Source organism: Arthrobacter cavernae, assembly GCF_017368795.1.
GTDB classification, from domain to species: domain Bacteria; phylum Actinomycetota; class Actinomycetes; order Actinomycetales; family Micrococcaceae; genus Arthrobacter; species Arthrobacter cavernae.
The window spans coordinates 32,704-49,329 of sequence record NZ_JAFNLL010000017.1 but is presented as its reverse complement, the minus strand read 5'-3'; the positions used below and the strand labels follow the sequence as shown (position 1 = coordinate 49,329).

The 16,626-nt window shown below is 65.0% G+C and carries 13 protein-coding genes; 1 reads left to right on the top strand and 12 read right to left on the bottom strand.

The genetic code is table 11. From position 1 onward, the window contains the following. Positions 1-107: 107 nt before the first annotated feature. From uidB to J1902_RS08895, 12 genes are all read right to left on the bottom strand, one after another. On the bottom strand, positions 108-1,550 hold the full coding sequence (uidB, locus tag J1902_RS08950; protein WP_207615904.1) for a glucuronide transporter: 1,443 nt from the start codon (positions 1,548-1,550) through the stop codon (positions 108-110). A gap of 272 nt (positions 1,551-1,822) precedes the next feature. Further along, complete coding sequence (locus J1902_RS08945) at positions 1,823-3,142, bottom strand: mannitol dehydrogenase family protein (RefSeq protein WP_207615962.1); 1,320 nt, start codon at positions 3,140-3,142, stop codon at positions 1,823-1,825. Between the two features lie 86 nt (positions 3,143-3,228). After that, a complete protein-coding gene (uxaC, locus tag J1902_RS08940) occupies positions 3,229-4,635 on the bottom strand; it encodes a glucuronate isomerase (protein ID WP_207615903.1) in 1,407 nt (468 codons plus the stop codon). Between the two features lie 217 nt (positions 4,636-4,852). Further along, a complete protein-coding gene (locus J1902_RS08935; RefSeq protein WP_307794401.1) occupies positions 4,853-5,905 on the bottom strand; it encodes a LacI family DNA-binding transcriptional regulator in 1,053 nt (350 codons plus the stop codon). An 88-nt stretch (positions 5,906-5,993) separates the two neighbouring features. After that, a complete protein-coding gene (locus J1902_RS08930; protein WP_207615901.1) occupies positions 5,994-7,160 on the bottom strand; it encodes a Gfo/Idh/MocA family protein in 1,167 nt (388 codons plus the stop codon). A 32-nt stretch (positions 7,161-7,192) separates the two neighbouring features. Next, a complete protein-coding gene (locus J1902_RS08925) occupies positions 7,193-8,053 on the bottom strand; it encodes a sugar phosphate isomerase/epimerase family protein (protein WP_242701790.1) in 861 nt (286 codons plus the stop codon). 46 nt (positions 8,054-8,099) lie between these two features. Beyond that, a complete protein-coding gene (locus tag J1902_RS08920) occupies positions 8,100-8,975 on the bottom strand; it encodes an ATP-binding cassette domain-containing protein (protein WP_207615900.1) in 876 nt (291 codons plus the stop codon). Continuing rightward, on the bottom strand, positions 8,972-10,828 hold the full coding sequence (locus J1902_RS08915; protein ID WP_207615899.1) for a dipeptide/oligopeptide/nickel ABC transporter permease/ATP-binding protein: 1,857 nt from the start codon (positions 10,826-10,828) through the stop codon (positions 8,972-8,974). Before J1902_RS08915 ends, J1902_RS08920 begins: the two co-directional genes overlap by 4 nt. Then, on the bottom strand, positions 10,825-11,766 hold the full coding sequence (locus J1902_RS08910; protein WP_207615898.1) for an ABC transporter permease: 942 nt from the start codon (positions 11,764-11,766) through the stop codon (positions 10,825-10,827). Before J1902_RS08910 ends, J1902_RS08915 begins: the two co-directional genes overlap by 4 nt. A 6-nt stretch (positions 11,767-11,772) precedes the next feature. Further along, on the bottom strand, positions 11,773-13,299 hold the full coding sequence (locus tag J1902_RS08905; protein ID WP_207615897.1) for an ABC transporter substrate-binding protein: 1,527 nt from the start codon (positions 13,297-13,299) through the stop codon (positions 11,773-11,775). A 151-nt stretch (positions 13,300-13,450) separates the two neighbouring features. After that, positions 13,451-14,458, bottom strand: a complete 1,008-nt coding sequence (locus tag J1902_RS08900) for a Gfo/Idh/MocA family protein (RefSeq protein WP_207615896.1) — start codon at positions 14,456-14,458, stop codon at positions 13,451-13,453. 46 nt (positions 14,459-14,504) lie between these two features. Continuing rightward, positions 14,505-15,350 (bottom strand): sugar phosphate isomerase/epimerase family protein, encoded by an 846-nt coding sequence (locus J1902_RS08895; protein ID WP_207615895.1) that lies wholly within the window; start codon positions 15,348-15,350, stop codon positions 14,505-14,507. A gap of 204 nt (positions 15,351-15,554) precedes the next feature. Between J1902_RS08895 and J1902_RS08890 the strand changes: the two genes are divergently transcribed. Next, positions 15,555-16,574, top strand: a complete 1,020-nt coding sequence (locus J1902_RS08890) for a LacI family DNA-binding transcriptional regulator (protein WP_207615894.1) — start codon at positions 15,555-15,557, stop codon at positions 16,572-16,574. Positions 16,575-16,626 lie beyond the last annotated feature (52 nt).

The following is a 16,626-nucleotide window of genomic DNA, read 5'->3' as shown; positions in this document are numbered from 1 at the left end:
GGCCGAGGGGTTCACCAGGCTGGGTGCAATGCACACCACAGCTTTCTAAATATGATTTTATGCTGGATGGCAATAGTAAGGCAACCGATTGCCGATAGGCGGCGGGTTTAGCTCGAGGCCTGGTTTGCCCCGGCTGCTACGGGCCGCGCCCCGTCAGTGGCCGGGAGCTCGACGGCGGGAGCCTGGCCGGCGCCTCCGTCACCCTTGGCTTCGGCTTCGGCCAGCTCCCGGCGGGCCTTGATCTCGCCCACGATCTGGGCGTGGAAGACGTCCGTCAGCTTGTACTTGGACATGACCATGATCGCGAGGATGGTCATGATGGCGGGCAATGCACCTGCGGCGAACTGGATTCCGGCGACCGCTTCCGCGGTCTGCGCGGCACCGGACTTGTAGCCACCCATGGCGAGGGCGTAGGCAGCCAAGGCGCCGCCGACGGCCTGGCCGGTCTTGCGGGTGAAGGAGAACAGCGCGTACGTGATGCCTTCGGTGCGGACGCCAGTCTTCCATTCGCCATATTCGACGGTGTCGGCTTCCAGGGCCCAGACCACGATGTTGATGGCCATGACGCCCACGATGCTCACGAGGAGGCCGGAGAAGCCAAGCCAGACCATCCAGGCTGGCGAGAAGAAGACGATTGCGCCGCCGACGACGCAGATGAAACCCGCGGCAATGTAGACGGTCTTCTTGCCAAACTTCCGGACCAGCTTGGGCATCGCCGGAGCGAGGACGAAGGTCAGGATGAGCTGGGCGATGGACAGTACCGGGTAGAGGTCCAGGCGGCCCAGGACGTCGCGCAGGTAGTAGAGCTGCACGGAGGACAGCGCCATGTAGCCGGTCAGGAAGAGGAAGGAGCTCAGGCACAGCCACAGGAGCGGACGGTTGGTCTTGAGCGTCTCCATGCTCTGCTTGAAGGACACGTTGGGTACGGAACGGTGGACGCGCTCCTTGGCGGTGAAGATCGTGAAGAAGTACAGCGCGGCGCCGATCACCACGAAAATGAGGGTGATGGTGGTAAATGTCTCCTGCAGCTTGGCGCCCGGCTTGATCAGCGGCGCAACGAAGATGCCCAGGGCAGATCCGACCAGCAGCGCGCCCACCATGCGGGCGGAGCCCAGCTTGGCCCGTTCACTCGGGTCTTGGGTCATGGCGCCGGCCAGGGAGCCATAGGGGATGTTGACGAGGCTGTAGGCCAGGCCAAGTGCTGCGTATGTCACGTAGGCGTAGAGCAGGGTTCCGGATTCGCCCAGCTGCGGAACGGAGAACGTTGCAACACTCAGGAGCAGCAGCGGGATGGAGCCGAACATGATGAACGGGCGGAACTTCCCAAAGCGCTTGCTAAACGTGCGGTCCACCATGCGGCCGGCAAAGACATCGGCGAAGGCGTCAAAGATCCTGACGACCAGCAGCAGGGTACCTGCCGCGGCCGCGGAGATTCCGGCAACGTCCGTGTAGTAGACGAGCAGGAACATGGTGGCCGTAGTGAAGGCCAGATTGTTTGCCGCATCGCCGGCACCATAGCCGAAGATGCTGAGCTTACTGAGCTTTTTCAAAGCGGGCTCCTTTACCCTTGTGCGTCATTGCATACCGGGCCGGCTCAGGAAGGGGAATTGCCCGAGGGGCCAGCGGTTTTTTGACTCTGGTGTAATTCTAATCACGCTGGCAATCCACTGGCAAGCGGTTGCCAAAAGTTTCTTAGGATTTCTTTTTCAGAGTCGGTGCATCGAACAAAACCCCAGTTCAGGGCCCTCTTCCGTTCTTGGCATTAAACGGAAACTGCCCGGGCCACCGGTGAAACCTGGCCCGGGCAGCAGTGCAGTCAGAGCTAGCTGAGCTTGCCCGCAACCGCAAAGGTTCCTGAGAGGCTCTCCACAAGGTCCGTGATACCGGCGTCCGTGGCGAGTTCCGGATCCAGCATGCCGAGCAGGGCTTCGAGCCGGGCGCGGCCCTGGAGCAGGTTCGCGGCGGCGATGTCCGCTGCCAGAGGATCCTGCAAGCCGGTGGCCGTGGCAGTGAACACGGCCCAGGCCGCGATCATGCGCGCCGCTGCTTCGCCGCTGCGGCCTGCGGCACGCTCGGCGCGGAGCACGGGCACGGCGCGCATGCGCAGTTTGGTGCTGCCGTCCATGGCGATCTGGGCCAGGTGGTGGGCAATGCGGGAGTTGCCGAAGCGCTCCAGCAGGGCGGCGCGGTAGGCGGGGACGTGGAGTCCTTCGCCGTGCAGGTTCGCGGCGGCCTCGTCCCAGAACTCTTCCACGGCCTGGCGGCAGACGTCGTCGCCCAGGGCCTCGGCCACGGTGGTGTGTCCGCGCAGCTGGCCGGCGTAGGCCAGCAGCGAGTGGGCGCCGTTGAGGAGCCACAGCTTGCGGTTCTCGTACGGTTCGATCTCGGCTACGAACATGGCACCGGCATCTTCCCAGCGCGGACGGCCGGCCGGGAAGTCCCCGCTCAGCACCCAGTTGTGGAAGGGCTCGGTGACCACGGGAGACTCGTCGCGGTAGCCGCACGCGGCGGCGACGGCGTCGAGGTCGGCGTCCGTGGTGCGCGGCGTGATCCGGTCAACGGAGGTGCTGACGAAGCTGACGTTGGCGTCGATCCAGGCGGCCAGGCCGGCGTCGAAAGCTGACGCCATGCCCACCACTGCGTTGCGGGCAACGGTGCCGTTGTCAGAAAGGTTGTCGCAGCAGACCACGGCGAGGGGGCCGGCGTCGGCGTCGCGGCGGGCGGCGAGCCCGAGCACCAGGCGGCCAAGCGGCGTCGCCGGCTTGTCTGCCGAGGCGGCGGTCAACAGCGCGAGGTCTGCGACGACGTCGGGGGCCTTGCTGTCCAGCTTGCCGTCGGCGTTCAGGCGGTAGGCGGCCTCGGTGATGGTCAGCGTGACCACGGAGGTCAGCGGCGCGGCCAGCAACTCGACGAAGCGGGCAACATCGGCGCCGTCAACGGCCTCCACGATGCTGGTAATGACCTCGAAGGAATCGCCCTCGTCCGAGCGCTCCACCACGGTGTACAGCCCGTCCTGGGCCGCGAGGACCTCGGCGGCGTCGGGGCGGCGGCCCGTGAAGGAAGCGATGCCCCACTCCGCGGAATCGCCGGCCTGCTGGGTGTACCAGGCCTGGTGGGAGCGGTGGAAGGCGCCCAGGCCCATGTGCACAATGCGCACGGGCGCCTTAGCGGCCGGCCTGACCGCGCGGCTGAGGCGGGGCAGTGCGTCGGTGTGGTTCAGTTCGGCGGTCACAGCTTGAAGACCCTTCGGGGTGAAGCGTCGACGAGGTCGACGATGAGTTCGTGGGCGCGGTCCTCTGTGACGCGGTGCTCGGCGACGAGGCGGGCCAGGAAGGAGGCCTCGATGCGGCGGGAGGCGTCATGCCGGGCCGGGATGGAGCAGAACGCGCGGGTGTCGTCAATGAAGCCAGAGGACCGGGAGAAGCCGGTGGTCTCGGTGACGGCGGAGCGGAAGCGCAGCATGGCATCCGGGGCATCCAGGAACCACCACGGCGCACCGAGGTACACGGAGGGGTAGAAACCGGCCAGCGGCGCCAGTTCGCGGGAGTACACGGTTTCGTCCATGGTGAACAGCACCAGGTGGAAGTCCTTGGCCGTGCCGAAGTCCTGCAGCAGCGGGCGGATTGCCTCGGTGTAGTTCACGGCGAACGGGATGTCGTGGCCGGTGTCGGCACCGAATTCGTTGAAAGTGGCCGTGTGGTGGTTGCGCGAGGAACCCGGGTGGATGGTCATGACCAGGCCGTCTTCAACGGACATGCGGCCCATCTGGTACATCATGTGCGCTTCGAAGGTGTCGCGGTCCTCGGCCGTGGCCTTGCCGGCACGGGCGAACTCGAACAGACGCTCTGCCTCGGCACCGTCCAACTTGAGGGTTGCCGGTGTGAGGACGCCATGGTCCGCGGAAACCGCGCCGTGCTCCACGAAATAACGACGGCGGTTTTCCAGGGCCGTGATGTAGCCCGCGTAGCCGCTTGCGCCGTCGCCGGCGCTTTCGATCAGCCGGTCAACGTTGGCACTCCACGTGGGGTGCGCGATGTTCAGGTAGGCGTCCGGGCGGAAGGTCGGCAGGACGCGGCCGTTGAACGTGGGGTCCTCGGCGATGGCCTTGTGGCTGGCGAGGTTGTCCAGGGGATCGTCCGTGGTGGCCAGGACCTCGATGTTGAAGTCCTTGAAGAGTTGGCGGGGACGGAAGCCGGGCTCAATGAGCTTGGCGGCGATGGCGTCATAGCTGGCGTCCGCGGACATCTCGCCGAGGTCTGCGCCGAGCTTGAACACGCTGTCGAACTGCGTGCGCAGCCAGTAGCCGGAGGCGGTGCCCTCGAACAGCGGCCAGGCCTCGACGAAGGTGCGCCAGATTTCACGCGACTCGGGCGTGGTGGCACCGCCTGCGCGCAGATTGTCCAGGGAAATGCCGTTGGCGTGGATCAGGCGCGTGACGTAGTGGTCCGGGCTGACCAGCAGCGCGGCAGGATCGGGGAACGGCGTGTTCTGTTCGATGACGGCGGCGTCAACGTGTCCGTGCGGGGAAATGATGGGCAGGTCCTGGACGCGTTCCAGCAGGGCGCGCGCAATGCTGCGCGTCCCGGGATCCGCGGGCAGGAGCCGGTCAGGGTTGGCTGCGATCGACTGTGACATAGATCAATTTTCGGCCCGTTCGAAGATTTTGTCAACCGGTTGCCAAAAATTGCCATCTGCTTGCAGCGGGGGTCGAATTGGGGTCACCGACGCGGTTCGCGCCTGGGGATGCGCAAAATCCCCAGCGACGCGGGAAATCGGGCGTCGCCAGGGATTTTGCGCGTCGGCGGACCGTTTGCGCGTCGGTAGGCACTCGTGCCCGACGGCGGCTGCTCGCCTAGTTCGCGACGAGGAGCCGTCCGCTTGAGCCCCGCAGCACGAGTTCCGTTTCCACCCGCACCGTGCCTTCCGGGCCGGCCTGGCCCAGGAGCAGGTCCAGCAGCAGGAGTGCGGCCCGGGAGCCGCACTCCCCCAGCGGCGAGCGGACCGTGGTGAGGGGCGGCGTGGTGAAGTCGGCACCGAAAATGTCGTCGAAGCCCACGATGCTGATCTGGTCCGGCACGCGCATGCCCCCGGCCTGGAGTTCCTGCATGAGGCCGATGGCGAGGAGGTCGTTGTAGGTGATCACCGCCGTCGCGCCGCTGTCCATGACATCGCGCGCTACCTGCCGGCCGCCGTCGACCGTTGGCTTGGACGATTCCAGGCGAACAGCCTTCAGCTTGGACCATTCGCAGGCCGCCTGGACGCCCTCCCAACGCCGGACGGACATCCAGGACTGCGGCGGGCCCGCCACGTAGGCAACGTTTTTGTGGCCGTTGGCGGCCAGGCTCCGTACGGCCTCGCTGATGCCCTTGTTGACGTCCGGGACGACACACGGCACGCCGTCCACTTCACGGTTGATGACCGCGACGGGCTTGCCGGAGGCCAGTTCGCGGATCAGTTCGTCGTCCATGCGGGGGCTGGCCAGGATGAGGCCGTCCACGGTGCCCATCATCCGGCGGGCCGCCGTGATTTCCGTTTCCGGGGACTCGGCGGACTCGGCCAGCACCAGCGTGTAGTCGCGGGCGGCCGCAGTGGTCTCGGCACCACGGATGATGTCGAAGAAGGTGGGGTTGGTGATGTCCGCGACGATCAGCCCTATGGTCTGCGTGCGCCCGGTGGGCAGTGCTCTGGCGAAGGGGTTCACCTGGTAGTTCAACTGCTCGGCGGCGTCCTCGATGATCTTCTGGGTCTTGGCGCTGACCCGGCCGGGCTTGCTCAGCGCGCGGGAAACCGTGGAGGGGTTGACGCCGGCGAGCTTGGCGATGTCGTAGATCGTGGCGGAAGACTTCTCACCCCGTCCGCGCTTGGTGGAGGCAGGGACAGTTGCGGATTCCGTAGCGTCAGTCACGGTTCCATCGTAGCCGTTTGGCAACAAAAGCGGGCCGGTTGCCATCCCTTTGGGGATGGCAACCGGCCCCGTTTGCTAAGTCTCGGCGTTAGCTGCGCTCGGGGAACTTGCCTTCTTCGGCGATGCGCTTGTTGAGCTCGCGCATGTATTCCTCTTCGTCGAAGTCCAGGGAGACTTCCTTGCCGGTCCAACTGGAGAGGTGGATGGCGTTGGCGAGGCGGACGCCGTTGATGCCGTCCGAACCCGGGGCCAGCAGCGGGGTGCCGTCCAGGATGTTGGCGGCGAAGTTCTCCAGGACACCGGCGTGCTGTGCACCCCAGGCGGACTCGAACTCGATGACCTCGGTGGTGTAGTACTCCGCCGGGTTCAGCTGGCCAGTGAAGAGCTTCATGACGTCGCCCATGTCCATGGCGTCGCTGAGTTCGCGCTCGGGCTTGTGCAGGCGGGTAACCGTGGCGGTCTTGCTTCCTTCGACGACGATCTTGCCCTGGTCGCCCAGGATTTCGAAGCGGTCGGTGCCCACGAGGTCGTGCGTGGCGGTGACGAAGACGCCGGTGGCGCCGTTGCCGTAATCGACGACGGCAGTGACTTCGTCCTCGACCGCAATGTCGCGGCGGAAGCCGTAGGCAACCTTGGAGTAGACGGACTGCGGCACGCCGCAGATCCACTGCCACAGGTCCAGCTGGTGGGGTGCCTGGTTGACCAGGACGCCGCCGCCTTCGCCGCCCCACGTTGCGCGCCATTCGCTGGAGTTGTAGTAGCCCTGCGGACGCCACCAGTTGGTGATGATCCAGTTGGTGCGGCGGATGGCACCGATTTCGCCGTTGTCGACGATTTCCTTGAGCTTCTTGTACAGCGGGTTGTTGCGCTGGTTGAACATGATGCCGAAGGAGAGCTCGGGCTTGGAGGCCGCGAATTCGTTCAGTTCCTTGACCTGCTTGGTGTAAACGCCGGCCGGCTTCTCCACCAGGGCGTGGATGTTGCGTTTGAGGGTCTCGATTCCCATTTCCGGGTGCAGGAAGTGCGGAACGCAGGTGACGATCGCATCGACGTCGCCGCTGTCCAGCATCGCGATGTAGTCGTCGTAGAACGGAACCCCCGGGTATTCGCTTTCGAACCGTTCCTTCTTGGCGGGATCGTGGTCGCAGAGGGCCCCGATCTCCATGTTGGGGACAAGCCCGTCCTTGATGAACTTGGCGTACATGCCGCCCTGCTGTCCCAGGCCGATGATGCCGAGGCGTACTTTCGTGCTCATGTGGTGAGTTCTCCGTATCTTCTTGCTAAGGATTAGAAAAGGTCAGCGTGGCCCAGGGCCCGCAGGTTGTCGTGGGAGGTCTGCAGTGCTTCCCAGACGGTGCGGCCGTAGAGCTCGTCCTGCTCCACCAGCAGGTACTGGGCGCCGGCGGCCTCTGCGGCCGGGATGATGGACGCGAAGTCCAAGTTGCCTTCGCCCACCTCGGCGAACTGGACCACGTTCTTGAAGTGGTCCATGAAGCCGCGGAAATCGCCCGTTTCCAAGAGCCCGAAGGATTCCTCGGGCAGCTGGCCGATCCTGTAGTCCTTCAGGTGGACCATGGCGGTGCGGCCGGCGTACTTTTCGATGGTGCGCACGGGGTCCAGGCCGCCGCGCTGCACCCAGTGCACATCCAGTTCCATGCCCATGGCCGGGGAGTTCTCGGCGATGAGGTCCAGCATGTACTTGCCATCGAACTTCGCGAACTCGATGTGGTGGTTGTGGTAATACAGGCCGATGCCCTGTTCCTGCAGGCGTTCGGCGTACTCGTTGGCCTGCTTGGCGAAGTCGATCACCGCGTCGATCGACTTCATGGCCGTGAACGGCAGCATGCCGATGCGCAGCAGCTTCGAGTCCAACCGCTTGGCGTCCTCCACCACCTTGTCGAAGTTGTCCTTGAGCGAATCGCCGGGCATGCCCTTGGGGGTTTCCATGGCGACGGACAGCGCGGCAATGTCCATGCCGAGTTCGCCGCGGGAACGGTCCAGTTCGGCAACGTTTTCCGGGGTCATGGGGATCTGGGAGATCTCGACGGCGTTGTAGCCGATCGCGCTGACCTTGCGGAGCGTCTCGAACGCCCCGAGTTCGGCGAAGCTCTCCTTGAGCATCATTGCCTGTACGCCGATTTTTGCCATGGTTGTGTATCCTCCTGCTTGGTGGTGGTCTTTTTCCGCGTGCTGCCTAGGCGAGCGCGCCGGCTTGTTCCGTTTGCTGCCGCTGGATCTCCAGGAGCCGGTGGCGGTCCGCGCGGCGCTTTTCCTGCCGGTCCGGGTCCGGCACCGGCGAGGCCAGCAGGAGCCGCTGCGTGTAGGGGTGTTCGGGATCGCGTGTGACGACGTCGGCTGGTCCTTGTTCCACGATCTCGCCGTGGTACATGACGGCCACGCGGTGGCTGATGTGCCGGACGACGTCGAGGTCGTGGGAGACGAACAGGTAGGAGACGCCGGTGTCGTTCTGGATCTGCAGGAACAGGTCCAGGACGCGGGCCTGGGTGGTGAGGTCCAGCGCGCTGACGGGCTCGTCGCACACGATGAGCTTGGGCGAGAGTGCCAGGGCACGGGCGATCGCCACGCGCTGGCGCTGGCCGCCGCTGAATTCCCGCGGCAGGCGGTGGATGGCGTCCGAAGGGAGCCCCACCTGGTCGAGGAGTTCCTTGACCCGCTTCTTGGCCGCGGTCTTCTCCATGCCCTGCACGCCGAGAGGTTCGGCGAGAATGTCGCCGATCTCCAGCGCCGGGTTCAGTGACGTGTAGGGATCCTGGAAGACCACCTGGAGGTCACGGCTCAGGGTCCGCCGCTGCTTGCGCGTGGCGTTGCTGATGTCGTTGCCTTCGAAGATGATCTTGCCGCCGGTCACGGGCGCCAGGCCAAGGACCGCCCGGCCCAGGGTGGTCTTGCCGGAACCGGACTCCCCCACCAGGCCAAGGGTCTCGCCCTGGCCGATGGTGATGTTGATGTCCGTCAAGGCCCGGAAGGGCTTGGCCCGGAACCTTTTGCTGGGGTATTCGACAATCAGCTTGTCCACCGTCAGGAGCGGGGCGTTTTCCGTGGTGCTCATGCGACTGGCTCCTTTTCGCTGGAAACAAGCATGGTCATGGGGGTTTTGCCTTCAAGCATGGAGGCCAGAAGGGTCTGGGTGTACTTCTGCTTCGGGTTGCGGAGGATGTCGCGGACGGGGCCGTCTTCGACAAGCCTTCCGTTCTGCATCACCGCCACGCGGTCGCAGAGGTCCGCCACCACGCCGAAGTTGTGCGTCACCAGGATCACGCCGACGCCCAGGCTCCGCTGCAGGTCGCGGATGAGTTCCAGGACATCTGCCTGGACCGTAACGTCCAGGGCGGTGGTGGGTTCGTCCGCGATGATGAGGTCCGGTTCGCAGCTGATGGCGCCGGCGATGAGCACGCGCTGTGCCATGCCGCCGGAGACCTCGTGTGGGTAGGCCTTGAACGTCCGCTCCGGGTTGACGATGCCGACGTCGGAGAGCAGCTTCATGGCCCGCTTGGTGGCTTCCGCCTTGGAGATTCCCAGGACGCGGACCATGGGCGTGACCAGCTGGTAGCCGATGGTGAAGGCCGGGTCCAGGTTGCTCATGGGTTCCTGCGGGATGTAGGAGATCCGCTTGCCGCGCAGCTTGGAGAGCCGGTCCTGGTTGACCTTCTCGTCCCCCGGAGCCACGGTGTAGTTGCCATCGAACTGGATGGCGCCGCCCACGATGCGCGCGGTATCCGGCAGCAGGCCCAGGATGGAGAAGGCAGTCTGGGACTTGCCCGATCCCGACTCGCCCACGATGCCAAGGATTTCGCCCCGGTCAACGTGGAAGGAGACGTCGTCCACCACTTTCTTGATGGAGCCGTCCGCCTGCGGGTAGCCAACCCCCAGGTTGGTCACCTTCACCAGGTGGTGCTCGGTTCCGGCTTCGACGGCGGCAAGGGTCTTGCGTGCCGCCTTGGCGGCGCTGGCTGACGCCGCGTGTTCCGCGTCATGCATCTTCTTCCTGCGGTGCTTGATCTTGTCCGCGTCCTCCAGGGCGTCGCGGATGGCGTTGCCGAGCAGGACCAACGCACCGATGGTCAGGGCCATGGCAAATGCCGGCCAGAACAGCAGTGTCGGCGTCAGGTAGACGTTCTTGAAGCCTTCAGAGAGCATCACGCCCCAGGTTGCCTTGGCCGGATCGCCGAGGCCCAGGAACTCCAGGCCGGACTGGATGGCGATGGCAACGCCGGCAATCGCTGCGGTCTGGATGATGATGGGTGCCCGGACCACGGAGAAGATGTGGCGGGCGATGATGCTCCGGTCGGAAAGCCCGGATACCCGTGCAGCGTCAACGTAGAGCTCGTTGCGCACCGACTGTACGGCCGAGCGGGTCAGTCGGAAGTAGGACGGGCTGATGAGGATGCCGAAGGCAATCATGGAAATCCACACCGAGGGCCCGAAGGCGGCCCGGATGGTCAGCAGCACGATCAGTCCGGGAAGGCTCATGAGGATGCTGACCATCCAGTTGGACACTGCCTCGAACTTTCCGGCGTAGTACCCGGCGATCAGGCCGGACGGCAGGCCGATGGCAATGGCCACGGCCGCGCAGAGCACCGCGGAAAGCAGCGTCAGCTGCCCGCCATACAGCAGGCGGCTCCAGACATCGCGACCGGCGCTGTCCGTGCCCAGGATGTTCACGGCGTCCGGAGCGGCGAGCGTCTTGGCGATATTGGCGAAGTTCTCCTGGAACGGTGCGATGACCGGAGCCAGGGCGGCCAGGAGCGTGATGGTCGTCAGGATCGCCATGGCAATCAGGCCGAGCGGGTTCCTGAACAGGCGCCGCAGAACGGTGGAACGGACTACCGTTCCACTCTGCCCTGTGGGGGCAGGAGGTACGGGCGCAGCGGCGGCCGCCGCGGTTTCTACAGAATCGCTCATGACACACGTACCTTCGGGTTGAGCCAACCATTGAGAATGTCCACCAGCAGGTTCACCACAATGACGACGACCACCGTGTACATCACGACGCCCATCACCACTGGAAGGTCCGACTGGCCAGTAGCAGCGACCGCCAGCGGACCCATGCCCGGGAGGGCGAAGATCTGCTCGATGATCACCACGCCACCAAGCATGCCGATCAGCTGCAGGCTGAGGACGGTCAGGCCAGCCGGAGCGGCGCTGCGCAGCACATGCTTGAACAGGATCTCCCCCTCACCGATGCCCCGGCTGCGCAGGGTGCGGACGTAGTCCCGCTCGAGTTGCTTGATGACGGCGCTGCGGATCTGCTGCGCGCCGCCGGTGACGCCGTTGAGCAACAGGGCAATTACCGGCAGCGTCATGGAGTAGACCCATGCTTCTGCCCCGGAATCCGGGGAGATGGTGCTGGTTGCCGGGAAGATGCCCAGCTGGATGGCCAGGATGGTAACCAGGATGACGCCGATTACGAACCCCGGGATGGAGTCGCCGAGGATGGCGCCGACCTGGACCGCCCTGTCCACCCAGCCGCGCTTGACGGCAGCGGCAACACCGATCAGTGCTGCGCAGATGGCGATCAGGATCATTGCGGCGAAAACCATGGTCATGGTGACCGGGATCCGGGTGGCCAGGGAGTTGGCTACCGGTTCCGAGGTGAACCATGAAGCACCGAGGTTTCCGGTCAAGGCATCGCCCACCCAAGCGAAGTAGCGGACAGGCAAGGGCTGGTCCAGCCCCAGCTCGTGCTCCTTCATGGCCACCTGCTCAGCTGTGGCCTGGTCGCCCAGGATATTCCGGGCGATGCTACCGCTGGAGATATACAGCAGGAAGAAGGTGAGTGCCGAGACAACAAACAGCACCACCAGCCCGCTGCCCAGCCGTTTCGCAATGAACCTGATCATAGTGTCCTACTTGGCGGGTGAGTAGTTGTAGATGGACGGAACGGCCTGCTCGATCTGCGGCGTAACGTTCACCTTGGCATTGGTGTAGTACATCTGGTTGACGCGGAACAGCGGGGCGAACCACGCCTGCTCCACCACGTACTTGTTCACTTCCTGGGCCAACTTACCGGCATCGGCCCCGCCGTTGCGCACAGCCGCGATCTTGGCATCCAGCTCCGGCGAAGCACTCTTGAACGGGTTGTAGAGCGCCTTGGTGGAGACGATCTGGTCGATAGCGACCGTGGGCTGGCCTTGGAAGAGCGAGAAGTACATGGTGGTGAACTTCTGCGCCGCAACGTCGGCTGTGAACGTGTTGGTCAGCGCGGCGCCCACCTTCAACTCAATCCCGACGTCAGCAAGCTGCTGCTTGACTACGGAAATCTGGGTCTCAAAGTTGGGAACGAGCGGGATTTCCAGGGTCACGCCAGTCTCAAAACCGGCTTCCTTCAGGAGCTGCTTGGCCTTGGCGGGATCGTAGCTGTAGTAGTTCTCCAGCTCCTGGGTCCAGGCGCCGCTGCCCTTGCCGAACGGCTGGGACGTCGGGGTGCCCTGGCCCAGCATGACCTGTTCCAGAATCGTCTTGCGGTCAAAGGCGTGGTTGATGGCTTGGCGGACCTTGACGTTCGCCAGCGCAGGGTTCTTGGCACCGTCGCGGTCCAGGAGCAGAAGGCCCTGCCAGTCAACTTCGTTGGCCGCAAGTTTCATCTTGGCACCCTCCGCCTGCTTACCCGTCTTGGGGTCCAGGAGCGTGGCATCGACCTGTCCGGAGACGAGGGCGTTGGTGCGGGCAGTGAGGTCAGCAAGGATCTTGAAGGTCAGCTTCTGGTACTTCTGCAGATCCTTGTTCCAGTAGTCCTTGCGGGCATTGAAGACGGTCTGGGAGTCCTTGACCGTGGCTGCCTTGTCCATGACGTAGGGGCCGGAGCCGACAGGCTCGGTCTTGATGCGCTCGGTACCGAGCGCCTTGGGGCTGCCCATCAGGCCGGCGGCCTGGCTGAGGAAGTACTCCAGGCCCGGGTCCGGGGTGCTGAGGTTGATGTCGATAGTGTCGGCGTCAACCACCGAGACATCCGAGACGGAGGCCAGCTGGGCCATCTGCGGGCCGTTGGCCTTCTTGAAGTGGTCGATGTTGGCCTTGGCGGCCTCGGCGTCGAACTTGGCGCCGTCGCTGAACGTAACGTCCGTGCGGAGGTCCACCGTGAGCTTGGTGTTGCCGGTGTTGTACTTCCATGCCGTGGCCAGCATCGGGCTGAGCTTGCCGTCCGGCTCGCGAAGGATCAGGGTGTCGTACACGGCCTGGTACGGCTGCAGGACGTGCCCGACGTGCGCCTGGGCGGGATCCCAGGAAGTCACATCCCGGAGCGTGCCAAGGGTCAGAGCCGTGGCGGCAGCTCCGCCACCGGAGCCGGCGGGTGTACCGCCCCCGCACGCGGTCAGTGCAAGCGATGCGCTGAGGATAAGGGCGGCCGCTGCCGCCTTGGGACCTAACTTCATTGTTGGCTCCTACGAGTCTTTTGATTCTACCGAGGTTTCAAGAGATGTGGCCTGCGCCACATTCTCGTCTGTGAGATTCAGCGTACGCATGGTTGCCGTTTTTGGCAACCGATTGTCAAAAGTTTCTGGACTGGACGCGAAACAGCGGCCTTTAAGACACTTCCGCGGCGCGGTCCGGGTAGCTCTGGGCGTAGATGTCCTTGACGATCTTCAGTGACTTCCCGGCTTCCGCCGGGCTGATCCAGAACGGCTCGGGATCACCCAGCTTGGCGTAGAAATCCTCGATGAGGAGCTCGTGGGACACGCCCCAGTAGGCGCGGCCGCCGGATTCGCTCCGACGCTCAGGTACGACGTCCACAGTGCCGTCCCCGTAGGTGATCGTAAGGTCGCCGCGCAGGCTGAGCGTGGCTTTTTCGGTCACGATGTCCAGGGTCACGGGCGCATTGGTGGCGTTGGCCAGGGTGGCATAGAAGACGCTGCGCGCTCCGCCCACGTGCTCGGCAACGAATTCAGCAGTGTCCTCGACGTCGATCACGGCACCGAGCGAACGTGTGGAGGCATGGCCCTCCACCTTGGCCACATCCCCCACCAGCCACTGCAGCAGGTCCACGGTGTGGATGGCCTGGTTCATCATGAGGCCGCCGCCGCCCTCGGCCCAGGTGCCCCGCCAGGGGCGGTCCTGGTAGTACTCGGCCGTCCGGTGCCACATCACGGTGGCCGAGGCGCCCAGCACCTCTCCCAGCCCGCCGTCATCGAGCAATTTCCGCATGGCTTGCGAAGTGGCGTTGTAGCGGTTCTGGAAACAGACGGCGATCTTCGCCGGACTCCGCTCGGCCACCTCGATCAGCCGACGGCCCTCCTCAAGGGTGTGGGCCACCGGCTTCTCGACGATCACACTGACGCCGCGCTCCAGGCAGTCCGCGGCCAGCGAAGCGTGCAGGTGGTGCGGGGTGCAGATATGCACGACGTCGGGACGCACCGCCTCGAGCATTTCCAGGTAGTCCGCGTACCCCGGAACGCCGTGGGCGGCAGTTGCCGCCTGCAGGCGGCTGGCGTCGGTATCGCAGACCGCCACCAACTCGACGTCGTCAAGCTTGGCGATCGCCCCAAAATGGACGCTCGACACATCGCCGCAACCGATTACTGCCGCTGTAGACATTCCTGCTCCTTCGAAGGATGGTGTGTTTTCGGGAGGGTTCAACCCGCTAGTTCAGCGTCACACCGTTCTTGGCTGCAAGAGCGGCGAACGCGCGGGCCGCGGTGCCGAAGGCGACCGGACCGGAGAAGCCGCCGAGTTCGTGGGCGCTGGCCAGGTGCGGCTCCAGAGAGGCGAAGCCGGTGAAGCCGTCGGCCTTGAGTGCGGCGATGGTGGCGTCGAGTTCGCCGTCGCCCTCGCCGGAGGGGACCACTTCGCCGGTGGCTGCCACGGCGTCCTTGACCTGGAAGTACTCAAGGTACGGGCGCAGCATGGCGTAGCCCTCGGTGTAGGGCTTGACGCCAACCTGCACGAAGTTTGCGTTGTCCCAGGCGATGCGCAGCGCCGGAGAGTCGACCGTCTCCATGATGTCCAGCACGCGCTCGGGGGTGTCGCCGTAGATGCCCTTTTCGTTTTCGTGCAGCAGGACGACGCCGGCAGCGGCAGCTTCTGCGGCCAGGGCGGACATGCGCTCCATGACGGCGTCACGGATGTCTTCCTGGCTCTGGCCCTCCGCGCGGTAGAAGGAGAAGATGCGGATGTACTTGGCGTCCAGGGCCTTAGCCACGGAGATGATCTGGCGCAGGCGGGCCAGCTCATTCTCGACGGGCAGGCTGACGTCCACCTTGCCGATGGGGCTGGCCACGGCGGAGACCTTCAGGCCCTTCTCGTCCAGGATGGCCTTGAGTCGCTCAACGGCCTCCGGCTCGAGTTCGGAAACGTTGGTGCCCCACGCGCTGCGTACTTCGATGTGGCTGGCGCCGAGCGCCAGCAGCACGGCGGCCTGGACCGCAGGATCGGGATCCACCTCGTCGCCGAAACCGGACAGGCTCCACACGGTATTGGTTTCAGTCACGGAAATCTCCTAGCTAGGTTCGGCGCCCGCAAGGCTGCTGGCGGCGCCGTGATGCAATTCACAAAGCCTGTGTTATCCACACGAGTCTACTCAGCGTGGCACAATTTGACAACCGATTGCCATGCAATGGCAGAATGTGGCATTCTTGGTCCACGGTGTGGCAGCGGTCACAGCCGGATGATTGACGTTCAGAGAGGAACGCCCATGTCGACGCACCCCGTGGCAGCAGACCGCCCTGCCACCATCCATGACATCGCCGCGCTGTGTGGTGTTGCGGCGTCCACGGTGTCCCGCGCCCTGTCCACCCCCGAGCGGGTCAACATCCACACCCGGCAGCGGATCCAAGCTGCCGCCGTCGAGCTCAATTACACGCCGAACTCCCAGGCGAAGGCCCTCAGCTCCGGCAAGACCGGCGCCGTCGGCGTTCTGGTCCCGGACATCACCAACCCGTTCTACTTCGATCTCATCCGCGGCACCCAGCTCCAGCTCAAGGCGGCCGGCTACACGCAGTTGCTGGTGGACACCGAGGAATCGGATGAAGTGGAAGCCAGCACCATGGAGCAGCTGCGCAAAAGCGCGGACGGCGTGATCGTTGCCGCGTCCCGGCTCAGCGACGAGGCGCTCACCGCTGCCGCGGCGAAGATGCCGATGGTCACCGTCAACCGCGACGTGGACGGCGTCCCGGCCGTCATCATCGACACCCCCTCGGCCACCAGCCAGGCCCTGGACCACCTCATTTCCCTGGGACACAGCTCCGTGGCATACATTGCTGGGCCCGCCACCTCCCAGTCCAGCGCACGACGCTGGGAAGCCCTGTCCGAGGCGGCCGAGGCCAGGGGAGTCGAGGTCCGCGTCCTGGGCAATTTCGCGCCCAAAACGCAGTCCGGCGCGGCCGCCGCGGATGCCGCCGTGCACAGCGGGGTGACCGCCTGCATCGTGTTCAACGACCTGATCGCCATCGGCATGCTCCAGCGGCTGCGCGAACGCGGGCTCCGGGTCCCGGAGGACATGAGCATCGTGGGCTGCGACGACATTTTCGGCGCCGACTTCTGCAACCCGCCGCTGACCACCATGACCTCGCCCATCGAGCAGGCCGGGCGTGTGGCCGTTTCCATGCTGCTGGCCCAGCTGAACCCGCTGGCCGGCGGCGGCGTCCGCAACCGCTCGGTCATGCCCACCTATTTGACCGTCCGCGGCTCCACGGGGGCGGCGCCGCAGCATTAAAAGCGGCATGCGGCGTCAGCGTGTCCGGCCTGTGTGGGACGACACAGTTGAG